This is a genomic window from Massilia sp. AB1, assembly GCF_018119385.1.
Lineage (GTDB): Bacteria > Pseudomonadota > Gammaproteobacteria > Burkholderiales > Burkholderiaceae_D > Telluria.
In genome coordinates this window covers 1-24657 of sequence record NZ_JAGKSG010000019.1, presented here as the reverse complement: position 1 = coordinate 24657, position 24657 = coordinate 1, and the positions used below count along the sequence as shown (strand labels likewise).

Here is a 24657-nt window from a genome sequence, read left to right as displayed (position 1 = left end):
GCCTCTTCAGGCGGATTGTCCGCCCGCCTGCAATTGATGATTGAGTTGATCGATGAGTTCGGTGGCCGCGCTGACGATCTGGCCGGAAGCGAAGCCGGCCTTGGTCATTTCGCGGAAGAAGGCGCGCGCCAATATACGCGCCACGTCCTCCGGGTTCTGGTAGGCGGTGCGCACCTGCTCCCCCACCTTGAGCTGGGCTTCCTGCAGCAGGGCCAGCTGGGCGAAGCGCGAGTCGAGCACGCGCTGCAGCTGGGCCACCTGGATCGACTTGCCGATCAGGGTGGCCACGATGTCGAGCAGGGGCAGGTCGAGCGGGTCGAAGCTTGCCCCGGACACGTTGACCACGCCAATGATTTTTTCGCCGATGCGCACCGGCGCCGACATCAGGGCGCGGCCGGCCGCGTCGGGACGGCGCGCCAGCAGCGCGAACTGCGAGCGGCCGATGTCTTCCACCAGCAGCGCCTCGCCGCTGGCCAGCACGTGGCCGCAGATGCCCTCGCCGGTGCCGATCGAGGCATGCAGGGCCGCGTCCGGCAAGTCGCCGTGGCGCGCATACATGCTCATCCGCATTTCCTCGCCGCTGCCGCTGTTGATCAGCATGATCGAGCAGTGGTCGGCGCCGACCAGCAGCGCGGCCTGCTCGGCCTGGCGCTGCAGGCTTTCCTCCAGGCTGCCGCCGGCCAGGAACTGGCGCAGGTCTTGCAGGCGTACCAGCTTGTCCGCTGTTTCCATGTGTCCTGTCCGCGAGATAGGTTGGATGAATCGCAAGGGCCGCAGGGGCAATCTGTTAATAGTATGCCATTCTTCCGCAGTGCACCAGCCCTTCAGGCCGGTTCAACCTGCTTCGGCAAGCCTGGGCGACAGGAAGGCCTTGTGGAACAGGTGGCGCGACAGCAGCAGCGGCGGCATGCGCAGCCAGTTGCCGCGCACATAGAGGGCGCCGTGGGCGAGCCGGCGCGCAGGGCCGGCGGAGCCCAGGTGCGGCGGCAGCACGCGCAGGAACAGTGCGTCCATCAGCGCCAGCAGCGCGGCCTTGGGCCGGCCGGGACCGGCCTCGGCCTCGGCCAGCACCGCGGTCGGTACCGCCGTGCCCAGCAGGCGCACGCAATAGCGCAAGGCATAGAACAGCGGACGGGCCAGGTCCAGCTCGCGCGCCCTGGCCGCCAGCCCGTCCCAGAAGCCGGGCTGGGGACCGAATTGCAGCGCCAGGCGGTGCAGGTCGAACAGGTCGCGCAGGCCGTGCTCGAACTCTCCATCCCAGAACAGGTGCACGGCGCTGTGCAGGAACATATCATGCGGACACAGGGTCCACAGGCCGGGCTGGCCGGGCACCGGGACCGCGGCTGCGCGCAGCTTGGCCGGATCGGGGCGCGCGGCGGCGGTCTCGGGAACGATGGCATGGTGGACATCGACCGTATTGCCACGCTGTGCATGGCTCATGGGCGGCAGCTCGTGCATCCATTCGCGGTAATAGCGCTGGTCGTAGGGATCGAGTGCGGTCGTGCGCCAGCCATGCAGCATCAGGGCCGCCTCGACATCGGGCAGGCGCTCTTTCGGGACCAGGATGTCGATGTCGGCGTAGCGGCGGCCCAGCGCCGCCTGCAAGCCCGCGGCGGCGTAGGCCGCGCCCTTGAGCAGGACCGGGGCGACGCCGGTGCCGGACAGCGCCTCCAGGATGCAGGCGACTTCATGCTGCGCCGCGCGTCCATGAGCGCGCCAGCGCAGGTCGGCCCACTCCAGGTGGCGCCTGGCCCGCTCGGGCATCCCCGCCAGGGCGTCCTGCCCGAGCGCCAGGTGATACAGGCTCGCATGCAGTCCGCACGCGGCGGACTGGCGCAGCAGGAGGTCCCATTGCGCCGGCGCGAGCCCATGCAGCCGGGCGGGCTCTGCCAGGACCGTGACGAGCAGCGGCCGGGCCATCAGCACGGCCCCGCCACCAGGCGCTCGAACGCACCCAGGGCTTCGTCCAGGCTGCTGTAGCTGACATCGTAGCTGCGGCAGCGCCCGACGACACCGGCAACGGCCTCGAAGCCGGCGGCGCCCAGCAGGTTGTAGTTGAAGGCATTCTCCGCCAGCCGGAAGAACGCGCGCGCGGGCGCCACTTCCTCGAGCGCCAGGCCGGCATCCGCCGCAAAGCGCGGAAACACCACGAAGGCGGGCTCGGCAGCTTCGCCCGCCCGCAGCACGCTGTCCGCGGGCGCGCGCATGTGGGCGACCGTTCCCTTGACGGTGTCGGCCACCGGGTCGGTGAACACCTGCTGCGCCGCGAACGCGCGCAGGATGTCGATGGACTGGTTCTTCAGACTGACGGGGCGCGGGTTGGGGTCGATGCGGCCGTCGTCCAGCCGCACCAGGGTCAGCTCATCGGACAGCAGGCGCCAGCCGCGGCTGACCAGGGCCGCGCACAGCGTGCTCTTGCCCGAGCCGGATGGCGCCGGAAGAATCACGGCCTTGCCATGGCGTTCGACGACAGCCGCATGGATGATCAGCCAGGATTGCGCATGCGCCGAGACACACCAGTTCAGGCTCCACTCGAGCATGGGAAACAGCTGGTCCCGGGGCAAGGGCTGGAACGGCGCCTGCCCCGCGTATTCGAAGAACACCTGGGGCCTGAGCCAGCGGCGCAGGCCCCGGCCCGGCACGAGGCGCAGGTGGAAGTCCGCGACTCCCTCGTCGGACAGGACCGGGTAGTCGCCGTACATGGCCAGCAGCAGGTCGGCCAGCCCATCCAGCGGGCTGTGGATGCAGTTGACGAAGGGGCCGGTCTGCAGGCGCAGGCCCTGGGCGCGCAGGCGCCGGACGGCCGTGTCGCGGCCCAGCATGGCCAGGGTCAGCATGGAAGGGGTTCGATCAGGTGAAGCAATTCCAGGTCCCGCAGCAAGGCGCCGATATCGCCGGCCTCGGCATAGCCCTCGTCCACCAGCGCCGCCGGCGACATGGCCTGTTCGGCCAGGCAAGCCAGCAGATCGATCGTGGCCGGATCGAGCAGGTGGGTGCTGCCAGAGAGATTGTTATACAGCACGCACTCATGGCCCCAGCAACGATGCAAGAGTTGCTGGCCGGACCTGACACGCCACATCGACAAGCGCCGCTCTCCCGGCTACTTGCGCAGGAAGGTGCCTTCGAAGTAGGACGCGATCTGCGCGCCGCCCCAGCGTTCGGCGCCGGGGCTGGGCAGGTAGCTGCCATCGAAAACGAAATCGGACCAGATCTTCTTCACTGCCTGGGGTGTCAGCACCGCGCCCTGCGCCCCGGTCGCCATGGCCTGGCGCGCATTCAGGTAGGCGGCGATGGTCTGCATCGCGACATTGTTCGGATCGAAACCTGGCGGCACTTCGCCCTTCTTCTTGCCTTCCTTCTGCGCGAGTGCATCGAAGTAGGCGTTCGGGTCGAGCACGCCGATCAGGGGAATCTGCTTCAGGTGCGCGTAACCGATGCCGGTATCGAAATGGGCGCCGAACAGGTCGGTGGGTTTCACGCCGGTGATCCCCCACTCCTCCTGGTGGTTCTTCCAGTACCCGTGCGAACCGTTCGAGGCGCAGGAAAAGGCGGGGCCGCTGCTGCCCTTGAGCGAGGCCGAGACGAACCCGGAGGGCGAGGAACAGGCATTGGCCATGGCGCCCTTGCTGCTCAAGGTCAGGACGATACCGGTCGCGCCCACCCCTGCCCGGGCGAACCGGCGGCGCGCCGCGCCGCGTGCGCCGAGCGTGCCCGGGGTGCGCTTGTCGTCAGACGTGGAACCGATATCTTTGTCCATGAACTAGATCCTTAAGGGAAAAATGTATGCCGTAATTTCTTAATGGCAAGTCATTTTCTACAAGCAATTTCCATGCCTTCGATAGACCCGTCCGAAAAAAACCTGCGTTATCAAATACTAATCGCTTATGCGCGGCAAGTCGCCATCCATCTGGCCTGTCTGTTGTAAAAATGTTCGACAGGCACGAATTAGAAGAAGCTTTCCGGAATGACAAGAACGTCGCCGGGACGCATCATCACGTTGGCCGAAATATCGCCGTCCTTCAACAGGGCGTCGAGACGTACCGGCAGCTTTTCCTGTTTGCCGTCGACGGTGCGCACGATCGTTGCCTTATTGCCGGCAGCAAATTCGGTAACGCCGCCGACCGCGATCAGGACATCCATCAAGGACATATCGCGGCGGAACGGCAACGCTTGCGGACGGGCCGCCTGGCCGATGACGCGGATCTGCTCGCTGTAGTTGCCGACGAAATTCGTGACGATCACCGTCACCACCGGCTGCTGGATGAATTTCGCCAGCGCCTGCTCGATGTCGCGCGCCAGCTGGGTCGAGGTCTTGCCCGCGGCCTGGAGATCCTCGACCAGCGGCGTGGTGATCTTGCCGTCCGGGCGTACCGGGACCGACATCGACACTTCCGGATTACGCCAGACGATGATGTTTACACTGTCGCCCGCACCGATGAGGTAATCGGGATTGACCGGCGCCAGCGCGGCCTGGCTTGGCGCGGCGGGGGTGGCGCAGCCCCCCAACAGCAGCAGGAAGCCGGCGGCGCCCGCGGCCACGAGATATTTCGTCAAATGCATCAGTTTGCTCACGTCGAGTCCCCTTCGCGCGGCCGCGCGGCGGCTTGCCTGCGCGACATCGTCTAGCGATTGAAAAATGTTATACATCAATTAACAAGCGTAGGTATTGTATAACAGCGGCCTGTGGAAATGCATGCACCGTTGAAATACTCGTGCTTACTTTCGTTGCAAGAGCGCGTGGACATGGCGTACCGGGATGGCGTAGGTGATGCCGCTGGGCGCGCTGATCGCGCTTTCTTTCAAGCCTTTGACAAACACGGCATTGATCACGCCCAGCACGGCGCCGCTGGCCGGATCGTAGAGTGGACTGCCGCTGTTGCCCGGGTAGGCGGTCGCGTCAAGCTGGAACACTTGGAAGGAAGAACGCTGCAGCTGGGCGATGGCGCGCGCATCCAGGCCCCGCGAGTTCAGCGAAGGACGCACCACCGGCGTGATGGCCGCCAGCAGCGCCCGGTGCGTCGCGGCGAACAGGCCGAGATTCATTCCCAAAGGGAAACCAGTGAAGGCCAGTTCCTGGCCCTCCACCGCCTGTGCGTCGTCCCCCAGCGTCACGGCCGGAAGCGGCGCGCCGCTCAGGCGCAGGTGGGCCAGGTCGTGCTCCCGGTCCAGGCCGACCAGGGTCGCTGGACGGAACGCGATCTGCTCGCCCTTGCCCACCACCACGCCCAGCTCCTCCACGCGGGTGCCATTCAAGACATCGGGGACAACGTGCGCGTTGGTGATCACGCTCAGGCCGTCGCCCACGACAAAGCCGGTGCCGACGAACACGGTCGCCGGGCTGCGCGTCTTCTGGTAAGTCCCGACGCCGACCACGGATCTTTTTACTGCCGCAGCGGTGTCCGGCAGGCCGGCCGCCAGGGCTGGCCAGGCCAGCAGGCCGCCCAGCAAAAGGCAGGTGGCGCGCCTTGTTGTCATTCGCATATCATATTTCTCCGGTAAACCTGTTGCCAAAGACTTCCAATCGTGTAGGCCCTTTCCAACATTAAACATTACAATAAGCATGTTTAACGTACAGCAACAGAATTATTCTATTGCTACTGACTTGCCTGCTTAAGCTTGAAGCAACACTGCCAAAGGGTGTAGAAAAATACAATCACTCTTCGGCCCGAATGTTTGCGATAATGCAACAAGATTTCGAGGTGAAAACGGGCAAGTCCTTGAAATTTTGTTGCACTGCAGAAGTTCTGTTGCAAACAGTTTGCACTCTGAAGCTGGAAAGCCGCAATTTCTAAATACGTAATTGCAATTGCTTAGTGTACAAGCGATCATGCAAGATCTTTAATTAGTTGAGCCCGTCACCGGGCTCTTACTGGCGAGACTGACAAGATGGCCGAGATTACAGCCCTGATCCTTACATTTCTGAAAGCCATCGGCAAATACCGCTGGCATGCCGTCGTTATCACCTGGGTCGTCGCCCTGGCCGGATGGGCCGTGGTGTTCAAGCTGCCGAACCAGTACGAAGTGTCGTCCCGTGTCTACGTGGACACCCAGAGCATCCTCAAACCCCTGCTGTCGAACATGACCACGGTGCCGAACCTGGACCAGCAGGTGCTGTTCATGCGCCGCACCCTGATCAGCCGTCCGAACGTCGAGCGCGTCATGCGCATGGTCGACCTCGACGTCAAGGCGCGCGACAGCAAGGAGCAGGAAAAGATGGTCGACGACATGATTTCGCGCATCAAGATCGCGGGCACCGAGCGCGACGACATCTATACCATCACCTACACGGCGCCCAGCGCCAAGGAAGGCAAGGACGTGGTCCAGGCCTTCCTCACCATCTTCGTCGAGGGCAGCTTCGGCGGGAAGAAGCAGGACTCCGAGAAGGCGGTCCAGTTCATCGACGACCAGATCAAGAGCTACGAAGAGAAGCTGGCCACGGCCGAAAACACGCTCAAGGAGTTCAAGATCAAGAACGTCGGCATGCTGCCGCGCGAAGGCGCGGACTTCGGCTCGCGCATGATCGCCGCCAACGAAGCCCTGAGCCAGGCTCGCCTGGAGCTGGCCGAAGCCGAGCAGGGACGCAATGCGATCCGCCGCCAGATTTCGGGCGGCAGCGGCGCCAAGGGCGGGGCCAGCCCCAGCCTGCCTTATGTGGACCCGGCGCTGGAAGAGCGCATCGCCACCGTCACCAAGACCCTGGATTCCCTGCGCACCCAGTTCACCGAGCAGCACCCGGACATCGTCGCCAACCGCCGCCTGCTCGAGCAGCTGCAGGCGCGCAAGGAAGAGCAGGCGAAGAACCGCAAGCCGAGCGCCGATCCGGGCGCCAGCTACAGCCCGATGCTGCAGCAGCTCACCGTCGCGCTGTCGGAAGCCGATGCGCGCGTGGCCTCGCTGCAGGCGCGGGTGGCCGAATACAGCGCCCGCGTGGCGCAGCTGCGCAACCAGAGCGCCCAGGCGCCGGAAGTCGAGGCCCAGCTGGCCCAGCTCAACCGCGACTACGAAGTCAACCGCGAAAACTACCAGAAGCTGGTCGAGCGCCGCGAATCGGCCAAGCTCTCGGGCGACCTGTCCTCGGCCACCGACATGCTGACCTTCCGCGTGATCGAGCCGCCGACCGCGCCGCCGGTGCCGTCCGGCCCCAACCGCCTGCGCCTGTTCTCGGCCGTGTTCGTCGCTGCGCTGGCCGCCGGCCTGGCCGGTGCATTCCTGATGAGCCAGCTGCGCCCGACCTTCCTCAGCCATGCGGCGCTGCGCGAGGTGACCGGCGTGCCGATCCTCGGTTCGATCAGCATGAACTGGACCGCCGAGCAGACCGTCCGCCGCAAGCGCCGCCTGGTGGCGCTGGGCGTCTCGGTGCTGGTGCTGTTCAGCGCCTATGGGGCCGGCGTCGCCGCCATCCTCGTCCGTCCCAACATGTAAGGCCGTTGCCAAGGAGCGAATGTGAGCATCATTGAAAAAGCGGCCAGCCGCATCGACAAGCAGCGCCAGAGCGCCGCCCCCGTTACCTTCTCCCCGGCGGCCGATGCCGCCGGCTACGCGCCGGAGCATGGCGCCGCCGTCGCGGCCGCGCCGGCCGCCGTCCCCCTGCCGGACAGCGCGCCTGCGGCCGCGCCCGCCGCCGAGGCGCCGGCGCGCTCCCGCGCCGGTACCCGCAAGGTCGACCTGGACCTGGCGCGCATGCGCGACACGGGCATGGTCACCGCCGCCGGCGGACGCACCGCCCTGCTGGAGGAATTCCGCATCATCAAGCGCCCGCTGCTGCAGCGCGCCTTTGCCGAGCGCGGTCCCAAGGACAAGCCGGCCAACCTGATCATGGTGACCAGCTCGCTGCCGGGCGAAGGCAAGACCTATTGCGCGATCAACCTGGCGATGAGCATCGCCATGGAACTCGACCACACCGTGCTGCTGGTCGACGCCGACGTGGCGCGTCCTTCGGTGCTGCGCACGCTCGGCCTGCCGGCCCAGCGCGGCCTGATGGACATCCTGCTCGACGACAAGCTCGACCTGTCGGACGTCATGCTGCGCACCAATGTCGACACCCTGTCCATCCTGCCGGCCGGCACCAGCACCTCGCGCGCCACCGAACTGCTGGCCAGCTCGACCATGAGCGCGATGCTGAACGAACTGGCCAACCGCTATCCGGACCGCGTCATCATCTTCGATTCGCCGCCGCTGCTGCTGACCAGCGAATCGCGCGTGCTGGCCAGCCACATGGGCCAGATCGTGGTCGTGGTGGAAGCCCAGACCACGACCCAGCACGCGGTCAAGGAAGCGCTGCACCAGCTGGAAGGCATGAACAACGTTAACCTCATCTATAACAAGACCAGGGACATCCCGGGCATCGAAGAGACGTATGACTATCACTACGGCTAAGCGGCTGCCGCGCCTGGCGCCGCTGGCCGCAGCCATGCTGCTGGCGCTGCCGGCGCAAGCCGGCTGGCGTGTCGTCCCGACCTTGACGACGAGCGTCACCTACACGGACAACATCAATCTCCAGGCCGACGAGCGCAAGCGCAGTGAACTGGTGGCCCAGCTGGCCCCCGGAGTGACCGTGATCGGCACCTCGCCGCGCCTGAACGTGTCGGCCAGCGCCGAGTGGCACCAGTTCGCCTTCCTGCACGACGTCGGCAACCGCACCACCGACAACCAGCGCCAGTACAGCGGCGCCCTGCGCGGCATCCTGTCCGAGGATTTGCTGTACATCGACGCCTCCACTTCGCGCGGCCAGCGCAGCACCTCCGCCTTCGGCCCGCAGTTGAGCACCGATTTGTACTCGCTCGGCAACCGTACCGAGATCGAGACCTGGAGCGTGAGCCCCTACCTGGTGCACCGCTTCGGCAATACCGCCAGCGCCCAGCTGCGCTATACGCGCGACGCGGTCGACTCGGCCGGCGGCAGCGTGCTGGGCGACGCCGTGCGGAACGGCTTCTACAAGTCGGACAGCGATGCCGTCAGCGCGAGCCTGGCCAGTGGCAGCAACTTCGACACCGTCGGCTGGGGACTGAACTATTACCGCCAGGACCTGGATTCCGCGCGCTACGGGGAATCCACGACCGAGTCCCTGCGCGGCAACCTGAGCTACCGCATTTCGCCGCGCCTGGCGCTGACCGCCACCGCCGGCTACGACCGCTACGATTTCGGCGGCCTCGGCAGTGACAACAAGGACGAGGGCCGCAACTGGTCGGCCGGCTTCGCCTGGAAGCCGGGCGCCCGCACCAGCCTCGAAGCCTCGCTCGGCCGCCACTACTATGGCCAGACCGGTTCGCTGCTGGCGAGCCACCGCAGCCGCCAGACGGTGTGGAGCGTCAGCTACAGCGACGCGGTGACGACCTCGCGCCAGCAATTCCTGCTGCCCACCACGATCGACACCGCCGCACTGCTCGACCGCCTGTTCTCGGCCTCCTTCCCCGATCCGGTCGAACGCCAGCGCGTGGTCGCGGCCTACATGCAGGCCACCGGCCTGCCGCCCAGCCTGGCCGACAGCGTGAATTTCCTGAGCAACCGCTACATGCGCCAGAAGTCGCTGCAGGCCACCAGCGCCTACCGGCTCGGGCGCAGCAGCGCGGTGCTGAGCCTGTATGCGAACGAGCGCATCGCCCTGACGGATGCGCAGAGCGACAGCGACCTGCTGGGCAGCCAGCTGAGCAACCTGAATACCAACGTGCGCCAGCGTGGCCTGGATGCGACCTTCACCCGCCAGCTGAACAGCCGTTCCAGCGTGATCGGCGGCTGGAACGTGCAGCGCAGCCAGTCGCTGACGACCGGCCTGGTGAACCACCAGCGCACCTTGCGGGTGGGCCTGACCCGCCGCTATGGAGAGCGCATGCTGGGCACGGTGGAAATGCGGCGCCGCAGCGGCGACGTCGGGGTCGGCAATAGCGGGACCTACTCGGAAAACGCCATTTCGGCAAGCCTGTCGATGAAGCTTTAACCGGAAGAACAACGATGTACGAAACCTACTACGGATTGTCGGCCAAGCCCTTCCAGCTGCGCCCCGACCCCCACTTCTTCTTCGGCTCCAAGGGCCACAAGCGCGCCATGGCCTACCTCGAGTACGGCCTGTCGCAGGGCGAAGGCTTCATCGTCATCACGGGCGAGGTCGGCGCCGGCAAGACCACCCTGGTGCGCAACCTGCTCAACAAGATCCCGACCGACCAGATCGTCGCGGCGCATATCGTCAACACCAGCCTCGATCCGGAAGACACGCTGCGCATGGTGGTGTCGAGCTTCGGCCTGCCTTACGAAGGGGCCAGCAAGGCCGAGCTGCTCAACCGCCTGGAACAGTTCCTGCGCACGGTCGACCGCCAGGGCAAGCGCGCCCTGCTGGTGATCGACGAAGCCCAGAACCTGAACGCGCGCACCGTCGAAGAGCTGCGCATGCTGTCCAACTTCCAGACCGACGACCGCTCGCTGCTGCAGACCTTCCTGCTCGGCCAGCCGGAATTCCGCGCCACCCTGCACAGCCCCGGCATGCAGCAGCTGCGCCAGCGCGTGATCGCCAGCTACCACCTGGGCCCGATGGATGCGCAGGAAACCCGCGCCTACGTCGAGCACCGCCTGGCCACGGTCGGCTGGCAGGGCGACCCGTCCTTCGACGACGGCGCCCATGCGGCGATCTTCGGCTACAGCGGCGGCATCCCGCGCAAGACCAATACCCTGATGGACCGCGTCCTGCTGATGGGCTACCTGGAAGAGCTGCACGCCTTCGCGGAAAGCCACATCAACGAAGTGGTGCGCGACATCTCCGAGGAATACCAGCTGCCCGAGACCGAGATCCCGGGCGCCGCAAATGGGGCGCGCGCCGCCCATGCCGGCGCCAACGGCGCCGACCTGCTCGGCGCCGGCGAGGAACTGCGCCTGGGCGAACGCCGCACCGGCGGCGCCAGCGTGGAACTGCTCGACGAGCGCATGATGCGCCTCGAGAAATCGATCGTCTCGGTGCTGTCGATCCTGAAGAAAATCGTCGCCGCGCCGCCCGGCGCGCCGGCCCAGCACATGGACAACCAGGAATGAAGATGCACACCCCCGCAGCAAGGCCGCGTCCCGCCCCGGGCGAGCGCATCCGCAACGCCATGACCTGCGACGTCGAGGATTACTTCCAGGTTTCCGCCTTCGCCCCCTACATCTCGCGCGACAGCTGGGATGCGCGCGAATGCCGGGTCGAGGCCAACGTCGACCGCATCCTGGCGCTGTACGAGCGCCACGGCGTGCGCGCCACCTTCTTCACCCTGGGCTGGATCGCCGAGCGCTATCCGAACCTGGTGCGCCGCATCGTCGCCGGCGGCCACGAGCTGGCCAGCCACGGCTACGGCCACCTGCGCGCCTCGGACCAGAGCCGCGCCGAGTTCGACAACGACATCCGCTCCAGCAAGGCCCTGCTGGAAGACATCGGCGGCCAGGAGGTCCTCGGCTACCGCGCGCCAAGCTTCTCGATCGGCGCGCAGAACCTGTGGGCGCTCGACGCGCTGCACGAGGCCGGCTACCGCTACAGCTCCAGCATCTACCCGATCGCCCACGACCACTACGGCATGCCGGACGCGCCGCGCTTCGCCTTCTATCCGAACGGCCCCGACAGCCTGCTGGAAGTGCCGGTCACCACGGTCCGGATGGGCGGACGCAACCTGCCGGCCGGCGGCGGCGGCTACTTCCGCCTGCTTCCCTACGCCCTGTCGCGCTGGATGATGGAAAAGGTCAACCGCGAGGACGGCGAACCAGCCCTGTTCTACTTCCATCCCTGGGAACTCGATCCCGGCCAGCCGCGTCCGCAAGGACTGGGCGCCAAGGCGCGCTTCCGCCACTACGTCAACATCGCACGCATGGAGTCGCGGCTGGAAGCGCTGGCGCGCGATTTCGCGTGGGACCGCATGGACCGGATCTTCCTGGAGCGCCGCTGATGTTGCTGACCGACGCAGTGCTGGACAAGCAGCCCGCGGCCCCGGCGCAGGCCCGGGCCGACCTGCTGCTGCTGGTGCACCGCATCCCCTATCCGCCCAACAAGGGCGACAAGATCCGCTCCTACAACCTGCTCAAGCACCTGGCGCAGCGCTATCGCGTGCATCTGGCGACCTTCATCGACGATCCCGACGACTGGCAGCACGTCCCGGCGGTCGAGGCGATGTGCGCCAGCAGCCACTTCGTCCGCCTCGGCCCGCTCCAGGGCCGGCTGCGCGGCATGGGCAGCCTCGCCGCCGGCGGCTCGATCTCGCAAGGCTTCTACCGCGACGCCGGCATGCAGGCCTGGGTCGACCGCACGGTGCGCGAGCACGGCGTCGGGCGCATCGTGGTGTTCTGCTCGCCGATGGCCCAGTACGCCGACTCCCATGCCGCGGCGCGCCGGGTGATCGATTTCTGCGACGTCGACTCCGACAAGTGGCGCCAGTACGCCGACAAGAAGTCCTGGCCGATGAGCTGGCTGTACCGCCACGAGGCGGGCCGCCTGCTCGCCTACGAGCGGCAGGTGGCGGCGCGCTTCGACGCCTCCCTGTTCGTGTCCGCACCGGAGGCGGAGCTGTTCCGCCAGCTCGCTCCCGAAAGCGCGGACCGCATCGGATTCTTCAACAACGGCGTCGATACCGAGTACTTCAGCCCGGACCGTGCCTATCCGAATCCTTACGAGGCGGAGGGCAAGGGCGGCCCGGCCATGGTATTCACCGGCGCCATGGACTACTGGCCCAACATCGACGCGGTCCAGTGGTTCGCCGACCACGTGCTGCCGCTGGTGCTGGCCGGGGAGCCGCGTGCCCGCCTGGTGATCGTCGGCGCCCGCCCTGCCCCGGCCGTGCAGGCGCTTGCCGCCCGTCCCGGCATCACCGTCACCGGCAGCGTGCCCGACGTGCGGCCCTATGTGGCGCACGCCGCGGTCGCGGTGGCCCCGCTGCGCATTGCGCGCGGCATCCAGAACAAGGTACTCGAAGCGATGGCGATGGCGCGCCCCGTGGTCGCTTCTCCCCAGGCGTTCGAAGGCATCGATGCCACGCCGGGCAGCGAACTGGTGGTGGCCGATGCGCCCGAGGACCACGCAAGCCGGCTGCTTGCCCTGCTGCGTACGCCCGGCGACGCCATGGGCCGCGCGGCGCGCGCCTGCGTCGAACGCCGCTATAGCTGGCCTGCCCACCTGTCAAGCATCGAAGAGAGGCTCGAATGTTGATGAACGACCAACCGGCGCTGGCCGGCGCAGTGCGCACCTCCATCCCCGGCGCCAGCGTGGCGCTGATCGCCATGGCGCTGCTCGCGCCCTTCCTGTTCTACTTCGGCACCGCCGCCTCGATCGTCTCGATCTGGAACAGCTCCGACACCTTCGCCCACGGCTACGCCATCCTGCCCATCAGCCTGTGGCTGATCTGGACCCGTCGCGCCGTCTTCAAGCGGATTCCGGTCGCGCCCTGCTGGCCCGCAGTCGGCCTGCTGGCGCTGTGCGGCGCCGGCTGGCTGCTGGCGCGCCTGGGCGAGGTGCAATTCGCGATGCAATACGCCTTCGCCGCCATGCTGCCCCTGAGCGCGGTGGCGGTGCTGGGCTGGCAGCTGGCGCGCTCGCTCGCCTTCCCGCTCGCCTTCATCCTGCTGGCGGTGCCTTTCGGCGAAGCCTTCGTTCCGCACCTGATCAACTTCACCGCCGACTTCACCGTGGCCGCCGTGCGCGCATTCGGCATCCCGGTGCTGCGTAACGGCACCTACTTCGAGCTGCCGACCGGGAACTGGTCGGTGGTCGAGGCCTGCAGCGGCGTGCGCTACCTGATTTCTTCCGTCACCCTCGGCTGCCTGTACGCCTACCTGAGCTATCGCAGCCTGACGCGCCGCCTGGTGTTCGTGGGGCTGTCGATCGCGGTGCCGATCGTCGCCAACGGCTTGCGCGCCGTGATGATCGTGATGATCGGCCACTTCAGCGGCATGGAACTGGCCACCGGCGTGGACCACCTGATCTACGGCTGGCTGTTCTTCGGCCTGGTGATGTTCATCATGTTCTGGATCGGCAGCTACTGGCGCGAAGACCAGTCCGAGCCCGCGGCCGGCGTCCTGGCCGACGCACCGGCCGTGCCGGCGCGTCCGATCGCGGGCGTGGCGCTGGCCGCCGTCCTCGCCTGCGCCGTCTGGCCGGCGCTGGCGGCCTATGCCGATCGCGCCAACCACAACCCGGCGCCGGTCCGCCTGGACGCCCAGCGCCTTGCCTGGAGCCAGGCGCCGGCCTGGACCGCCTGGCAGCCCAGCTTCATGGATCCCGACGCCGCCCTGCGCGGCACCTATGCCGCCCCGGGCGCGCAGCCGGTCAATCTCCAGGTGCTGTACTACCGCAACCAGGAGCGCGGCAAGATCCTGATCAGCTCGACCAACCGCGTAGGCACCCGCAAGGAATTCCTGGAAGTGGCCTCCGGCGGGCGCGAAGAGCGCGTCGGCGGACGAAGCCTGGCGCTGCGCGAGACCCGCATCAAGGGCCCGCAGGGACAGTTCCTGGTCTGGCACTGGCTGTGGGTCGATGGCGGCTTCACCGCCAGCGACGTCCAGGGCAAGCTGCGCCAGGCCCGCGCCACGCTGCTGCTGCGCGGCGACGACGGCGCCGCCGTCATGGTGGCGGCGCCCTTCGGCGAGAATCCGGACAGCGCGCGCGCTGCGCTGCGCGCCTTCCTGGACGCCAACCTGGCGCCGCTCGAAGCGAGCCTCGGGGCCGCACGGGGACGCTGATGGCTGCAAAGGACCAGCGCCCGCTGGTGGTGCACGTGATCTACCGGCTCGACTTCGGCGGGCTGGAAACGCTGCTGGTGGACTGCATCAACCACATGCCTGCCGCGCGCTACCGCCACGCGATCGTGTGCCTGACCGGCTATACCGAGTTCGCGGACAGGATCGCCAAGCCCGACGTCGAGCTGTTCGCGCTGCACAAGCCGCCCGGCCTCGGGCTGGGTATCCACCTGGCCATGTGGCGCCTGCTGCGCCGCCTGCGCCCGGCCATCGTCCACACCTATAACTTCGCCTGCGCCGAATATGCGTTCACGGCCTGGGCCGCGGGCGTGCCGGTGCGCATCCACGCCGAGCACGGGCGCGACGCCAGCGATCCGGAAGGCCGCAACCGCAAGCACAATTTCCTGCGCCGCGCGCTGGCGCCCTGGATCGGCCGCTACATCCCGGTCTCGCGCGACCTGGAGAACTGGCTGACCGGCCTGGTCGGCATTCCCGCGCGCAAGACCGAACTGATCCAGAACGGCGTGGACACGGCGCGCTACGCGCCCGGACTGGCGGTGGCCGAGCCGCCCTGGCCGCTTGCGGCGGCGCCCTTCGTCATCGGCACTGTTGGACGCCTGCAGGATGTCAAGGACCAGGCCGGCCTGATCGATGCCTTCGCCCTGCTGTGCCGCGAACGGCCGCAGCAGCGCGGCGCGCTGCGCCTGGCCATCGTCGGCGACGGCCCGCTGCGCGAATTCCTGGCCGGGCGCGCCAGGGAACAGGGAGTCGCCGACCTGGTCTGGATGCCGGGCGCGCGCAGCGACGTGGCGGACCTGATGCGCGGCTTCTCCGTGTTCGCCCTGTCCTCGATCGCCGAAGGCACGCCGGTCACCCTGCTCGAAGCCATGGCCTGCGGGCTGCCGGTGGTGGCCAGCGCCGTCGGCGGCATCCCGGACGTGGTGCAGGAGGGCGCCACCGGCGCCCTGGTGCCGCCGTCGAACCCGGTCGCGCTGGCGGCCGCCCTCGGCGCCTATCTCGACGATCCGGCGCGCCTGCGCGCGCACGGGATCGCGGCGCGCGAGCGTATCGAGCGCAACTACAGTGTCGCGGCAATGGTCGGCGCCTATACGGCCCTCTACGACCGCCTGCGCGACGTCACCATCAACTCAGAAGAAATCACCCGACCATGTGCGGAATAGTTGGCATTTTTGACCCGCGCGGCACGCGCGACATCGATCGCGCGGTGCTGGAGCGGATGAACCAGACCCAGTTCCACCGCGGCCCCGTCGAGGGCGACGTCTACCTCGAACCCGGCGTCGGCTTCGGCCACCGCCGCCTGTCGATCATCGACCTGGCCAGCGGCCAGCAACCGCTGTTCAACGAAGACCACAGCGTGGTCACCGTATTCAATGGCGAGATCTACAATTTCCGCGAACTGATGGCGGAGCTCAAGGCGCTCGGCCACACCTTCCGCACCCAGTCGGACACCGAGACCATCGTGCACGCCTGGGAACAGTGGGGGGACGACTGCGTGCGCCACCTGCGCGGCATGTTCGCGTTCGCGATCTGGGACCGCAAGGAACGCACCTTCTTCCTGGCGCGCGACCACCTCGGCATCAAGCCGCTGCATTACGCCTTCCTGCCGGACGGCACCCTGGTGTTCGGCTCGGAGCTCAAGTCGCTGCTGTCCTTCCCCGAGCTGCCTCGCACCATCGAGCCGCGCGCGGTCGAGGAATACTTCGCCTACGGCTACGTGCCGGAACCGCGCACCATCTTCAAGGATGCCTTCAAGCTCGAACCCGGTCATAGCCTGACCCTGCACGTGGGCGCCGACGGCCGCGCCGCCCGCCCGCGCCGCTGGTGGGACCTGCCCTTCACCCCGCATGCGCCGATGGGCGAGCGCGAGATGGAGGAAGAGCTGGTGACGCGCCTGCGCGAAGCGGTCGAGAGCCAGCTCGAGGCCGAGGTGCCGCTGGGCGCCTTCCTCTCCGGCGGCGTCGATTCGAGCGCGGTCGTGGCCATGATGGCGGGCCTGTCCAAGGATCCGGTCAACACCTGCTCGATCGCCTTCAACGACCCGGCCTTCGACGAATCGACTTACGCGCGCCAGGTGGCGGAGCAGTACCGGACCAACCACCAGTCCGAGACCGTGGACAAGGACGACTACGGCCTGGTCGACCTGCTGGCGGGGCTGTACGACGAGCCCTATGCCGACAGCTCGGCGATCCCGACCTACCGCGTATGCCAGCTCGCCCGCAAGCGCGTGACGGTGGCGCTGTCGGGCGACGGCGGCGACGAGAACTTCGCCGGCTACCGCCGCTACCGCATGGCGATGGGCGAACAGCAGGTGCGCTCGATGCTGCCGCTGGCCCTGCGCAAGCCGGTATTCGGCTTCCTCGGCGCGGCCTACCCGAAGGCCGACTGGGCGCCCCGCATCTTCCGCGCCAAGACCACCTTCGAGGCCCTGGCGCGCGACCTGGTCGACGGCTACTTCCACGGCGTGTCGATCCTGGTCGACCGGGTGCGCGACCAGCTGTTCTCGGACTCCTTCCGCGCCCGCCTGCAAGGCTACCGCGCGGCGGAAGTCATGCGCGCCCACGCCGCCAACTCGCCGACCGACGACCCGCTCTCGCTGCTGCAGTACGTCGACATGAAGACCTACCTGCCGGGCGACATCCTGACCAAGGTCGACCGCGCCAGCATGGCGCATGCGCTCGAAGTGCGCGTGCCGCTGCTGGACCACAAGTTCGTGGAATGGGTCTCGGGCCTGCCGTCCTCGTGCAAGCTGCGCAACGGCGAGGGCAAGCACATCTTCAAGAAGGCGCTCCAGCCCTATCTCTCGGACGACATCCTGTACCGCAAGAAGATGGGCTTCTCGATTCCGCTTGCGTCCTGGCTGCGCGGACCGCTGCGCGAGTCCCTGGAGCGCGCGGTGCTCAACCCGATGCTGCTCGATACCGGCATTTTCAACGACAAGTACCTCAGGCAGATGCTGGACGAACACCAGGCCGGCACCAAGGACCACAGCACGGCGCTGTGGGCCGTGCTGATGTTCGAAGCCTTCCTGCGCAAGAACGGCGCGACCGCCGCCATCCGGAGCTGACAGCAATGCGTGTTCTTCACGTCCTCGACCATTCGATCCCGCTGCACAGCGGCTATACCTTCCGCACCCGTTCCATCCTGCGCGAACAGCGCGCGCTCGGCTGGGAAACCTTCCATGTCACCGGCGCCAAGCACCAGGGCGGCAACGACCTGCCCGAGGAATCCGCGGACGGCCTGCATTTCTTCCGCACCCCGCGCTCGCGCAGCATCCTGGCGAAGATGCCGGTCCTGAACCAGCTGGAAGTGATCCGCGGCCTGGAGAAGCGCCTGGCCGAGATCATCCCGCGCATCAAGCCCGACGTCCTGCATGCCCATTCCCCCTGCCTGAACGCGATCGCCGCCCTGCGCGCCGGCCGCCGCTTCGGCATTCCCGTGGTGTACGAAGTGCGCGCCTTCTGGGAAGACGCCGCGGTCGACCACGGCACCAGCAGCGAGGGCGGCCTGCGCTATCGCCTGACGCGCGCGCTCGAGACCTATGCCCTGAAGCGCGCGAATGCGGTCACCACCATCTGCGAAGGCTTGCGCGGCGACATCCTCGGGCGCGGCATCCCGGCCGAGAAGGTGACGGTGATCCCGAACGCGGTCGACATCGACAAGTTCGCCGTCGGCGGCCAGCCGGACCTGGAACTCAAGCGCCAGCTCGGCCTGCAGGACAACCGCCTGATCGGCTTCATCGGCTCCTTCTACGCGTATGAAGGCCTGGACGTGCTGCTGCGCGCCGTGCCCGCGCTGTGCGCGCGCGCCCCCGACCTGCGGGTGCTGCTGGTGGGCGGCGGTCCCCAGGACGCCCAGCTGCGCCAGCTGGCGAAGGAACTCGGCATCGGCGACAAAGTGGTGTTCACGGGCCGCGTGCCGCACGACCAGGTACAGCGCTACTACGATCTCCTCGACGTGCTGGTCTACCCGCGCCTGTCGATGCGCCTGACCGACCTGGTCACCCCGCTCAAGCCGCTCGAGGCCATGGCCCAGGGCCGCATCCTGGCCGCTTCCGGGGTCGGCGGACACCGCGAACTGATCACCGACGGCAAGACCGGCGTCCTGTTCGCACCCGACGATCCCCAGGCCCTGGCCAGCAAGGTCGGCGATTTGCTCGAAGCCCGGACCGACTGGCCGGCGCTGCGCAAGGCAGGACGGGAATACGTGGAAAACGAGCGCAACTGGCCGGTCAGCGTGGCGCGCTACAAGCAGATCTACGGCCGGGTGACCGGACTGAAAGCGGCCTGAAGGCGAAACCCGCCGCTTTCAGCCAGCAACGCCGCCAGGGGCACTCCCCCAGGCGGCGGCAATGTCAAGGCTGGGCGCCTTGCATTACGGTTTCCCGGGCTTCTGCGCCCTCCGGCGAAATTCCTTGCTCGTTTTCTTGATGCGCTCGACCATCGTTTTATTCAGCGCGCCGAGCATATTCTGGATGACGAACATCGCATTGAAGAGGCTGCGGCTGCGGCACAGCAAGACCTGGGCGCGCTTTTTCAGGACATGCGTCGAACGGTATTCCTGGTTCGGCGTTCCATACCCGAAATCGACAAGCTTGAAAGACAGGTCTTCAATGACATCTTGCATGGCCAAATGGGTGATGCTCGTCCCCACCGACAACTCCAGGTACTTGTCCTTGCAAAGGATGTTATGGACATGCCAGACCTTTTCACCCGAACTGCCAATGATCGCAGCGACGGTTTCGCTGCCGCACTGGAGCAGGTAGGAAAGTAGCAACCCGTTGCGCGCGGAGTTTTCCAGCTCCGTCTGCAGCGCCGGTGTCGCGTGCTGTTGTCCGGAAGGCAGGGATTTGAGCGCTGCAATGAGGTCCGCGACCTGGTCGGGCTGCGTGATGCGGACCAGGCGAGCCTCGCCGGCTTCCTTGGACAGCAGGCGGATTTGCCGCGACAGGTTATACCGCTTCTTCGAACTGAATTTCTGAAGATATTCGCTGACCGTATCCGGCAGCGGAACCGTATGGCACTCGCGCCAGCCATGCAGGACGTGACAGGACAAGCCTTTGACATCCCGGAATTCACCGATGAGTTCCAGCGGCACGGCCTGCATGGACAAGGCCTGGCAATCCGGATGCCGCTCGAGCAGCTTACTCAGAACGAAGCCGAACAAGCGCTCTTCGACCGGATGCAACAGAGGTACGCTGCCAAGCAGCTGCAATACCTTGATCTTGTACTTGAACAGGCAAATCGAACCGAGGTGCAAGCCAACTTCTTGCTCACCTTTGCGCAAAGGAAGAATACCGACGACGGCTGCATCGCTGCGGCGTCTTACCGTCACCAGCTCCCAGTGCTTTTCCAGATATTGCCCGCTGTTCCTGGACCGTACGAAAGCGGGCATCTGATAAAACTTTTCCGGGCTGCGCCCGGTTTCCAGCATCCGGTTCCAGGCATCGTCCAGTACTGGACATGCAAGGTCCGCCGTGCTGCGGCACACGTCGAAATCGAATTCCTCCTTGAGTTCAGCCGGCAGCGCACGGATGTCGATCTCGATCGGGAAGTCTCGGTTAGCAATTGGATTGTTCACTGACTGGCTGCCTAAAGGATTCGTCTTGGTGGCCGGGAGCGGTTAACTAAAGGTTATCGTATTGACCCTCGCCATTGTAACCTTGCGTCAGACAAATCCTACATGCATTTTTTTGTGTGTCAGCTGCGCAACATCATAGGGGCGGTACGTGCCCCCTGTTCAGACCAGCACTTCGACCGCTTCGGGATGGCTGAGAAAGTCCTGCGGACTAGCGGAGCGGCCATACGCCCCGGACTGGAACACCACCACCAGGTCGCCCGCCTCGGCATCCGGCAGGGCCATCTGGTCGGCCAGCAGGTCGAGCGGCGTGCACAGGGGCCCGACGACCGAGACCGGCGTTCCCGCCGGCTGGTCCATGCGGTTGCCGATCGCGACCGGGTAGTTCTTGCGGATCACCTGGCCGAAGTTGCCGGATGCCGCCAGATGGTGGTGCAGGCCGCCGTCGGTGACCAGGAAGACCTGGCCGCGCGAGACCTTGCGTTCAATCACACGCGCGACATACACCCCTGCCTCGCCCACCAGGTAGCGTCCGAGTTCGATCGACAGGCGGGCCTGCGGCAGCGCCTCCCGGACCTGCGGCAGCGCCGCCGCCAGCGCCGCGCCGATCGGGGCCAGGTCGAGCGCCTGCTCGCCGGGAAAATACGGAATGCCGAAGCCGCCGCCCAGGTTCAGGATGCGCACCGGATCGGCGCTGGCCGCGGCCAGGCGCCGGGCCAGCTCCAGGGTCTGGGCCTGCGCCTGGATGATGGCCTCGGCCTTGAGGCTTTGCGAGCCGCTGAAGATATGAAAGCCCAGCACTTCCAGGCCCAGTTCGGCCGCCAGCCCTAGTACGCGCGGCGCGTCCTCGGCGTCGATGCCGAACTGCTTGGCGCCGCCGCCCATGCGCATGCCCGATCCTTTCAGCTCGAAGTCCGGATTGATGCGCAGGACCAGGCGCGGCGCGATGCCGGTCTCCCGCCTGATCTGCGCCAGCGCGCGCAGCTCGCGCTCCGATTCCGCATGCACGCAGGCGCCGGCGGCGACCGCCTGCAGCAGCTCGGCGCCGCGCTTGCCGGGACCGGCAAAGCTGATGCGGGACGGATCGGTGCCGGTATCGAGGGCGACTTTCAGCTCGCCTCCGGACGCCACGTCGATGCCGTCGACCAGGCCCGCCATGTGCTGCACCAGCGCCGGCATGGGATTGGCCTTCATCGAATAATGCAGGGCGATTTCCTGCGGCAGGTGGCGGCGCACGTGCGCCACGCGCGCGCTCAGGAGCGCGCGGTCATAGGCATAGAAAGGGGTGCTGCCGACGCGCTGGGCCAGGCGCGGCAAGGCGATGCCGCCGACCTGCAGGCAGCCGTCGGCGACCGGAAACAGGGTTTGGCTGGCGTGGAGGGGCTTGGACGTCATGCTGGTTGATCGAACAGGGTGAGATAGGGTTCGCGCAGGCTCTTGCGATCGAGCTTGCCGTTCGGGTTGCGCGGGAAGGGCGCATGCGCCAGCACGACGTGCGCCGGCACCATCCAGCTGGGCAGCTGGCGCTGGCACTGGCGCTGCAGGGCGGCGCCGTCCAGGCCCGGCTCGCGCGGCAGGGCCAGCAGCACGATGGCCTGGCCCAGCGCAGGGTGGGGAACGCCGAAGGCGACCGCCTCGGCCACCAGGCCGGTGGCGTACGCGCCCTCCTCGACCTCGGTCGGGCTGACCCGGTAGCCGGACACCTTGATCATGTCGTCGCTGCGCCCGATGAAGTACAGGTAGCCGTCGCGGTCCATGCGCACGGTGTCGCCCGACCACACCGCCATTTCGGTCAGCGGCAGGCCCGGCGGCTGGCCGGGCGCGGGACGGAAGCGCTCGGCGGTACGCGCCGGATCGTTCCAATAGCCCAGCGACACCAGCGCGCCGCGGTGCACCAGCTCGCCCGGCTCGTCCGGCGCGCAGGGCGTGCCGTCCGGGCGCACCACCATCACTTCGGCGTTCGGAATCGCCCGCCCCATCGAATCGGGGCGGCGGTCCAGCTCCGACGGCGGCAGGTAGGTGGAACGGAAAGCCTCGGTCAGGCCGTACATCAGGAACAGCTCGGCCCGCGGCAGCGCGCGCCGCAGCGCCTCCACCGTGGTGCGCGGCATGGCGCCTCCGGAATTGGTCAGGTAGCGCAGGCTGCAGCCGGCGGGCCAGTCGAGGGCGGCGAGCTGCTGCCACAGCGGCGGCACCGCGGCCAGTCCGGTGATGCGCTCGCCCACCACGGCTTGCAGGATGTCTTTCGGGAACAGGTAGTTCATCAGCACCGCGGTGGCGCCGGCCAGGAAGGCGCAGGTCAGCTGGCTCAGGCCGTAGTCGAAGCTGAGCGGCAGCACCGACAGCACGCGGTCGTCCGCACGCAGGTCCAGGTAGGACGCCACGCTCTGCGCGCCGGCCACCATGTTCCGGTGCGACAGCACCACGCCCTTCGGCTTGCCGGTGCTGCCTGACGTGTAGAGGATGGCGGCCATGTCGGCGTCGATGGCGCGCCGCTGCGCCAGCGCATCGGGCGCGGGCGGGGTCTGCGCCGCTTCCCAGGCGTGCACGGCAAACCCGGACGGCGAGGCCGGGGCCGATGCCGCGCCGGTGACGAACACACTGCGCAGGTCCGGGCAATCCGCCAGCGCCGCTTCCATCTGCGCCAGGCGCTCGGCCGACGTCACCAGTACGCGCACGTTGCAGTCGGCCAGGATGTGGGCCACCTGGGCCGCCTTGAGCTGGGGATTGACCGGCACGAAGACGGCGCCGGCCAGGGACGCGCCGAACATCGCGGCCACGTTCTCGATCCGCTTGTCGAGGTAGACCGCGACCCGTTCGCGGCGCCGCACGCCGGCCGCCAGGAAGGCGCCCGCGGCCAGCTCGACGGCGCCGGCCAGGGCGGCATAGTCGAGGCGGCGGGAACCGTCCACCAGGGCTTGCGCGGCGGGGGAACGGCGGGCGGCGGCGAAGATGAAGTCGTGAATCAGGTCGGCCATGGCAAACAAGGTAAACGCGGCGCGCGCCGCAGTCCGTCATCTTACCATCGGCCGCAGTCCAGGCGCACGGCGACGCCGGTGCGTGGCAATTTTCGGCCGCCGGTTTATACTGGGCCATGCTTGCCGACATGCGCTCCAATCGTCCCGCCATTCCGCTCGCGCCGGTGCTGTCCCTGGCTTCCTTCCGCCGGGACGGCGGCGCGCGCGCCCTCACCGTGCTCGACGCGGGCGCAGCGCGCCTGGTCACCAGCGGCCGGGTTGCGATTGCCCTGGCCCTGCGCGAGCTGGGCGTCGGTGCCGGCGACAGCGTGCTGCTGCCTGCCTACCACAGCGCCTCGATGGTGCCGCCGGTGCTGTGGCGCGGCGCCCTGCCCCTGTTCTACCGCGTCGGTCCGGATGGCCAGGCCGACCTGGACGACATCGCCGCCCGCATCGCCCCGCACACGCGGGTGCTGGTGGCGACCCATTTCTTCGGTTTTCCGCAGCCGCTGGCCGCCCTGCGCGCCCTGTGCGACGCGCGCGGCATCGCCCTGCTGGAAGACTGCGCCCACGCTTTCATCGGCGAGCACGAAGGCAGGCCGCTGGGCTCCTGGGGCGACTACGCGGCCGCCAGCATCATGAAATTCCTGCCCCTGTACGAGGGCGGCGCCCTGATCTCGGCGCGCCGCGACCTGTCCGCGCTCAGGCTGCTCCCGGCCGGACCTGGCTTCGAGCTGAAGTCCGCTTTCAACACGCTGGAACGCGGCTTCAGTTTCGGCCGCCTGGGCGCCCTGCGCGCGGCCTTGTGGCTGCCGCTGCGCGCCAAGGACCTGGCCTGGCGCGCGCTCAAGCGCAGCAGGCCGCCGCGCGCCCAGCTGGCCCCGGCGTCTTCCGACAGCGGCTACGGCTTCGACCCGGCCTGGGCCGACAAGCGCGCCTCGCGCTGCACCCGCCTGATCCTCGCCCTGTCGTCGCCGGCGCGGGTGGCGGCGCGCCGCCGTGAGCATTACCTGCGGCTGCAGCAGGCGCTGCAAGGATTGCCCGGCGTGCGGCCGCTGCATGCATCCCTGCCTGAAGGCGTCTGCCCCTGGCTGTTCCCGCTGGTGGCCGAGGACCCGGACGGCCTGGCGCGGCGCCTGCTGGCGGACGGCGTCCCCCTGACCCGCTTCGGCTATCCGCTGTGGGAAGGCATGGACCCGGCGGCATGTACGCACGCCGCCTATCTGTCGCGCCATGTGCTGGGCCTGCCCTGCCACCAGGAACTGGACGACCGCGAAGCCGCGTGGCTGGCCGGCGCGCTGCGCAGGGCGGTGCTGGCATGAGCAAGCGCACGAACATGAGCTGGACCCTGGCGCCGGCCAGCGAATTCGGCGCCCATCGCGGCGACTGGGCCGCCCTGCACGCCGCCGCCGGCGGCTCCGCCGTGCTT

Annotated in this window: 21 protein-coding genes; 11 read left to right on the top strand and 10 right to left on the bottom strand. The window is 67.6% G+C overall.

The window, feature by feature from the left end; all coding sequences use genetic code 11:
- Window positions 1-6: 6 nt before the first annotated feature.
- The 7 genes from J8847_RS12690 to J8847_RS12660 form a co-directional block, all read right to left on the bottom strand.
- Window positions 7-732 carry a GAF domain-containing protein gene (locus tag J8847_RS12690; protein WP_211525080.1) on the bottom strand — a complete coding sequence of 242 codons (726 nt, stop codon included), beginning with the start codon at window positions 730-732 and terminating at the stop codon, window positions 7-9.
- A gap of 102 nt (window positions 733-834) precedes the next feature.
- Complete coding sequence (locus J8847_RS12685; protein ID WP_229512787.1) at window positions 835-1920, bottom strand: nucleotidyltransferase family protein; 1086 nt, start codon at window positions 1918-1920, stop codon at window positions 835-837.
- A complete protein-coding gene (locus J8847_RS12680) occupies window positions 1920-2837 on the bottom strand; it encodes an HprK-related kinase A (RefSeq protein ID WP_211525078.1) in 918 nt (305 codons plus the stop codon). The genes J8847_RS12685 and J8847_RS12680 overlap by 1 nt, the downstream gene beginning before the upstream one ends.
- Window positions 2831-3079 (bottom strand): HPr-rel-A system PqqD family peptide chaperone, encoded by a 249-nt coding sequence (locus J8847_RS12675; RefSeq protein WP_267876279.1) that lies wholly within the window; start codon window positions 3077-3079, stop codon window positions 2831-2833. Before J8847_RS12675 ends, J8847_RS12680 begins: the two co-directional genes overlap by 7 nt.
- Before the next feature lie 21 nt (window positions 3080-3100).
- Window positions 3101-3757, bottom strand: coding sequence for a hypothetical protein (locus tag J8847_RS12670; protein WP_211525076.1), 657 nt, complete (start codon window positions 3755-3757; stop codon window positions 3101-3103).
- A 188-nt stretch (window positions 3758-3945) separates the two neighbouring features.
- Window positions 3946-4560: an XrtA/PEP-CTERM system exopolysaccharide export protein gene (locus J8847_RS12665; protein ID WP_211525075.1), complete on the bottom strand. Its 615-nt coding sequence runs from the start codon at window positions 4558-4560 to the stop codon at window positions 3946-3948.
- Window positions 4561-4716: 156 nt separating this feature from the next.
- Window positions 4717-5475 (bottom strand): serine protease, encoded by a 759-nt coding sequence (locus J8847_RS12660; protein WP_211525074.1) that lies wholly within the window; start codon window positions 5473-5475, stop codon window positions 4717-4719.
- Window positions 5476-5886: 411 nt separating this feature from the next.
- On the opposite strand from J8847_RS12660, the gene J8847_RS12655 reads away from it, so the two are divergent.
- The 10 genes from J8847_RS12655 to J8847_RS12610 are packed head-to-tail and all read left to right on the top strand — an operon-like array spanning window position 5887 to window position 18984.
- Window positions 5887-7422: an XrtA system polysaccharide chain length determinant gene (locus J8847_RS12655; RefSeq protein WP_211525073.1), complete on the top strand. Its 1536-nt coding sequence runs from the start codon at window positions 5887-5889 to the stop codon at window positions 7420-7422.
- Window positions 7423-7443: 21 nt separating this feature from the next.
- On the top strand, window positions 7444-8376 hold the full coding sequence (locus tag J8847_RS12650; RefSeq protein WP_211525072.1) for an XrtA-associated tyrosine autokinase: 933 nt from the start codon (window positions 7444-7446) through the stop codon (window positions 8374-8376).
- Window positions 8357-9934, top strand: a complete 1578-nt coding sequence (locus J8847_RS12645) for a TIGR03016 family PEP-CTERM system-associated outer membrane protein (protein WP_211525071.1) — start codon at window positions 8357-8359, stop codon at window positions 9932-9934. The genes J8847_RS12650 and J8847_RS12645 overlap by 20 nt, the downstream gene beginning before the upstream one ends.
- A gap of 14 nt (window positions 9935-9948) precedes the next feature.
- On the top strand, window positions 9949-11016 hold the full coding sequence (locus tag J8847_RS12640; RefSeq protein WP_211525070.1) for an XrtA/PEP-CTERM system-associated ATPase: 1068 nt from the start codon (window positions 9949-9951) through the stop codon (window positions 11014-11016).
- Window positions 11013-11897 (top strand): XrtA system polysaccharide deacetylase, encoded by an 885-nt coding sequence (locus tag J8847_RS12635; RefSeq protein WP_211525069.1) that lies wholly within the window; start codon window positions 11013-11015, stop codon window positions 11895-11897. The genes J8847_RS12640 and J8847_RS12635 overlap by 4 nt, the downstream gene beginning before the upstream one ends.
- Window positions 11897-13150 carry a TIGR03087 family PEP-CTERM/XrtA system glycosyltransferase gene (locus tag J8847_RS12630; protein WP_211525068.1) on the top strand — a complete coding sequence of 418 codons (1254 nt, stop codon included), beginning with the start codon at window positions 11897-11899 and terminating at the stop codon, window positions 13148-13150. The genes J8847_RS12635 and J8847_RS12630 overlap by 1 nt, the downstream gene beginning before the upstream one ends.
- Window positions 13150-14679 (top strand): exosortase A, encoded by a 1530-nt coding sequence (xrtA, locus tag J8847_RS12625; RefSeq protein ID WP_229512775.1) that lies wholly within the window; start codon window positions 13150-13152, stop codon window positions 14677-14679. The genes J8847_RS12630 and xrtA overlap by 1 nt, the downstream gene beginning before the upstream one ends.
- Window positions 14679-15857 carry a TIGR03088 family PEP-CTERM/XrtA system glycosyltransferase gene (locus J8847_RS12620; RefSeq protein ID WP_211525066.1) on the top strand — a complete coding sequence of 393 codons (1179 nt, stop codon included), beginning with the start codon at window positions 14679-14681 and terminating at the stop codon, window positions 15855-15857. The genes xrtA and J8847_RS12620 overlap by 1 nt, the downstream gene beginning before the upstream one ends.
- The gene (locus tag J8847_RS12615) at window positions 15845-17761 is read left to right on the top strand and encodes an XrtA/PEP-CTERM system amidotransferase (protein ID WP_211525065.1); all 1917 of its coding nucleotides are present in this window, start codon (window positions 15845-15847) and stop codon (window positions 17759-17761) included. Before J8847_RS12620 ends, J8847_RS12615 begins: the two co-directional genes overlap by 13 nt.
- A gap of 5 nt (window positions 17762-17766) precedes the next feature.
- Complete coding sequence (locus tag J8847_RS12610) at window positions 17767-18984, top strand: TIGR04063 family PEP-CTERM/XrtA system glycosyltransferase (RefSeq protein ID WP_211525064.1); 1218 nt, start codon at window positions 17767-17769, stop codon at window positions 18982-18984.
- 84 nt (window positions 18985-19068) lie between these two features.
- Here the strand turns inward: J8847_RS12610 and J8847_RS24515 are convergent, their stop codons facing one another.
- The 3 genes from J8847_RS24515 to J8847_RS12595 form a co-directional block, all read right to left on the bottom strand.
- Window positions 19069-20274: a GNAT family N-acetyltransferase gene (locus tag J8847_RS24515; RefSeq protein WP_211525063.1), complete on the bottom strand. Its 1206-nt coding sequence runs from the start codon at window positions 20272-20274 to the stop codon at window positions 19069-19071.
- Between the two features lie 159 nt (window positions 20275-20433).
- Entirely contained in the window at window positions 20434-21666 is a 1233-nt protein-coding gene (locus J8847_RS12600; RefSeq protein WP_211525062.1) for a pyridoxal-dependent decarboxylase, exosortase A system-associated, read from the bottom strand.
- A complete protein-coding gene (locus J8847_RS12595; RefSeq protein WP_211525061.1) occupies window positions 21663-23249 on the bottom strand; it encodes an acyl-CoA ligase (AMP-forming), exosortase A system-associated in 1587 nt (528 codons plus the stop codon). The genes J8847_RS12600 and J8847_RS12595 overlap by 4 nt, the downstream gene beginning before the upstream one ends.
- Before the next feature lie 128 nt (window positions 23250-23377).
- Between J8847_RS12595 and J8847_RS12590 the strand changes: the two genes are divergently transcribed.
- Window positions 23378-24550, top strand: a complete 1173-nt coding sequence (locus J8847_RS12590; protein ID WP_229512773.1) for a DegT/DnrJ/EryC1/StrS family aminotransferase — start codon at window positions 23378-23380, stop codon at window positions 24548-24550.
- Window positions 24551-24657 lie beyond the last annotated feature (107 nt).

Coding starts and splice junctions, on each gene's coding strand:
- J8847_RS12635 (WP_211525069.1), top strand. CDS start 11,013: ATGAAGATGCACACCCCCGCAGCAAGGCCGCGTCCCGCCCCGGGCGAG.
- J8847_RS12620 (WP_211525066.1), top strand. CDS start 14,679: ATGGCTGCAAAGGACCAGCGCCCGCTGGTGGTGCACGTGATCTACCGG.
- xrtA (WP_229512775.1), top strand. CDS start 13,150: ATGAACGACCAACCGGCGCTGGCCGGCGCAGTGCGCACCTCCATCCCC.
- J8847_RS12615 (WP_211525065.1), top strand. CDS start 15,845: ATGTGCGGAATAGTTGGCATTTTTGACCCGCGCGGCACGCGCGACATC.
- J8847_RS12645 (WP_211525071.1), top strand. CDS start 8,357: ATGACTATCACTACGGCTAAGCGGCTGCCGCGCCTGGCGCCGCTGGCC.
- J8847_RS12670 (WP_211525076.1), bottom strand. CDS start 3,757: ATGGACAAAGATATCGGTTCCACGTCTGACGACAAGCGCACCCCGGGC.
- J8847_RS12595 (WP_211525061.1), bottom strand. CDS start 23,249: ATGGCCGACCTGATTCACGACTTCATCTTCGCCGCCGCCCGCCGTTCC.
- J8847_RS12610 (WP_211525064.1), top strand. CDS start 17,767: ATGCGTGTTCTTCACGTCCTCGACCATTCGATCCCGCTGCACAGCGGC.
- J8847_RS12685 (WP_229512787.1), bottom strand. CDS start 1,920: ATGGCCCGGCCGCTGCTCGTCACGGTCCTGGCAGAGCCCGCCCGGCTG.
- J8847_RS12690 (WP_211525080.1), bottom strand. CDS start 732: ATGGAAACAGCGGACAAGCTGGTACGCCTGCAAGACCTGCGCCAGTTC.
- J8847_RS12665 (WP_211525075.1), bottom strand. CDS start 4,560: ATGCATTTGACGAAATATCTCGTGGCCGCGGGCGCCGCCGGCTTCCTG.
- J8847_RS12630 (WP_211525068.1), top strand. CDS start 11,897: ATGTTGCTGACCGACGCAGTGCTGGACAAGCAGCCCGCGGCCCCGGCG.
- J8847_RS12590 (WP_229512773.1), top strand. CDS start 23,378: ATGCGCTCCAATCGTCCCGCCATTCCGCTCGCGCCGGTGCTGTCCCTG.
- J8847_RS12675 (WP_267876279.1), bottom strand. CDS start 3,079: ATGTGGCGTGTCAGGTCCGGCCAGCAACTCTTGCATCGTTGCTGGGGC.
- J8847_RS12640 (WP_211525070.1), top strand. CDS start 9,949: ATGTACGAAACCTACTACGGATTGTCGGCCAAGCCCTTCCAGCTGCGC.
- J8847_RS12660 (WP_211525074.1), bottom strand. CDS start 5,475: ATGACAACAAGGCGCGCCACCTGCCTTTTGCTGGGCGGCCTGCTGGCC.
- J8847_RS12680 (WP_211525078.1), bottom strand. CDS start 2,837: ATGCTGACCCTGGCCATGCTGGGCCGCGACACGGCCGTCCGGCGCCTG.
- J8847_RS12600 (WP_211525062.1), bottom strand. CDS start 21,666: ATGACGTCCAAGCCCCTCCACGCCAGCCAAACCCTGTTTCCGGTCGCC.
- J8847_RS12655 (WP_211525073.1), top strand. CDS start 5,887: ATGGCCGAGATTACAGCCCTGATCCTTACATTTCTGAAAGCCATCGGC.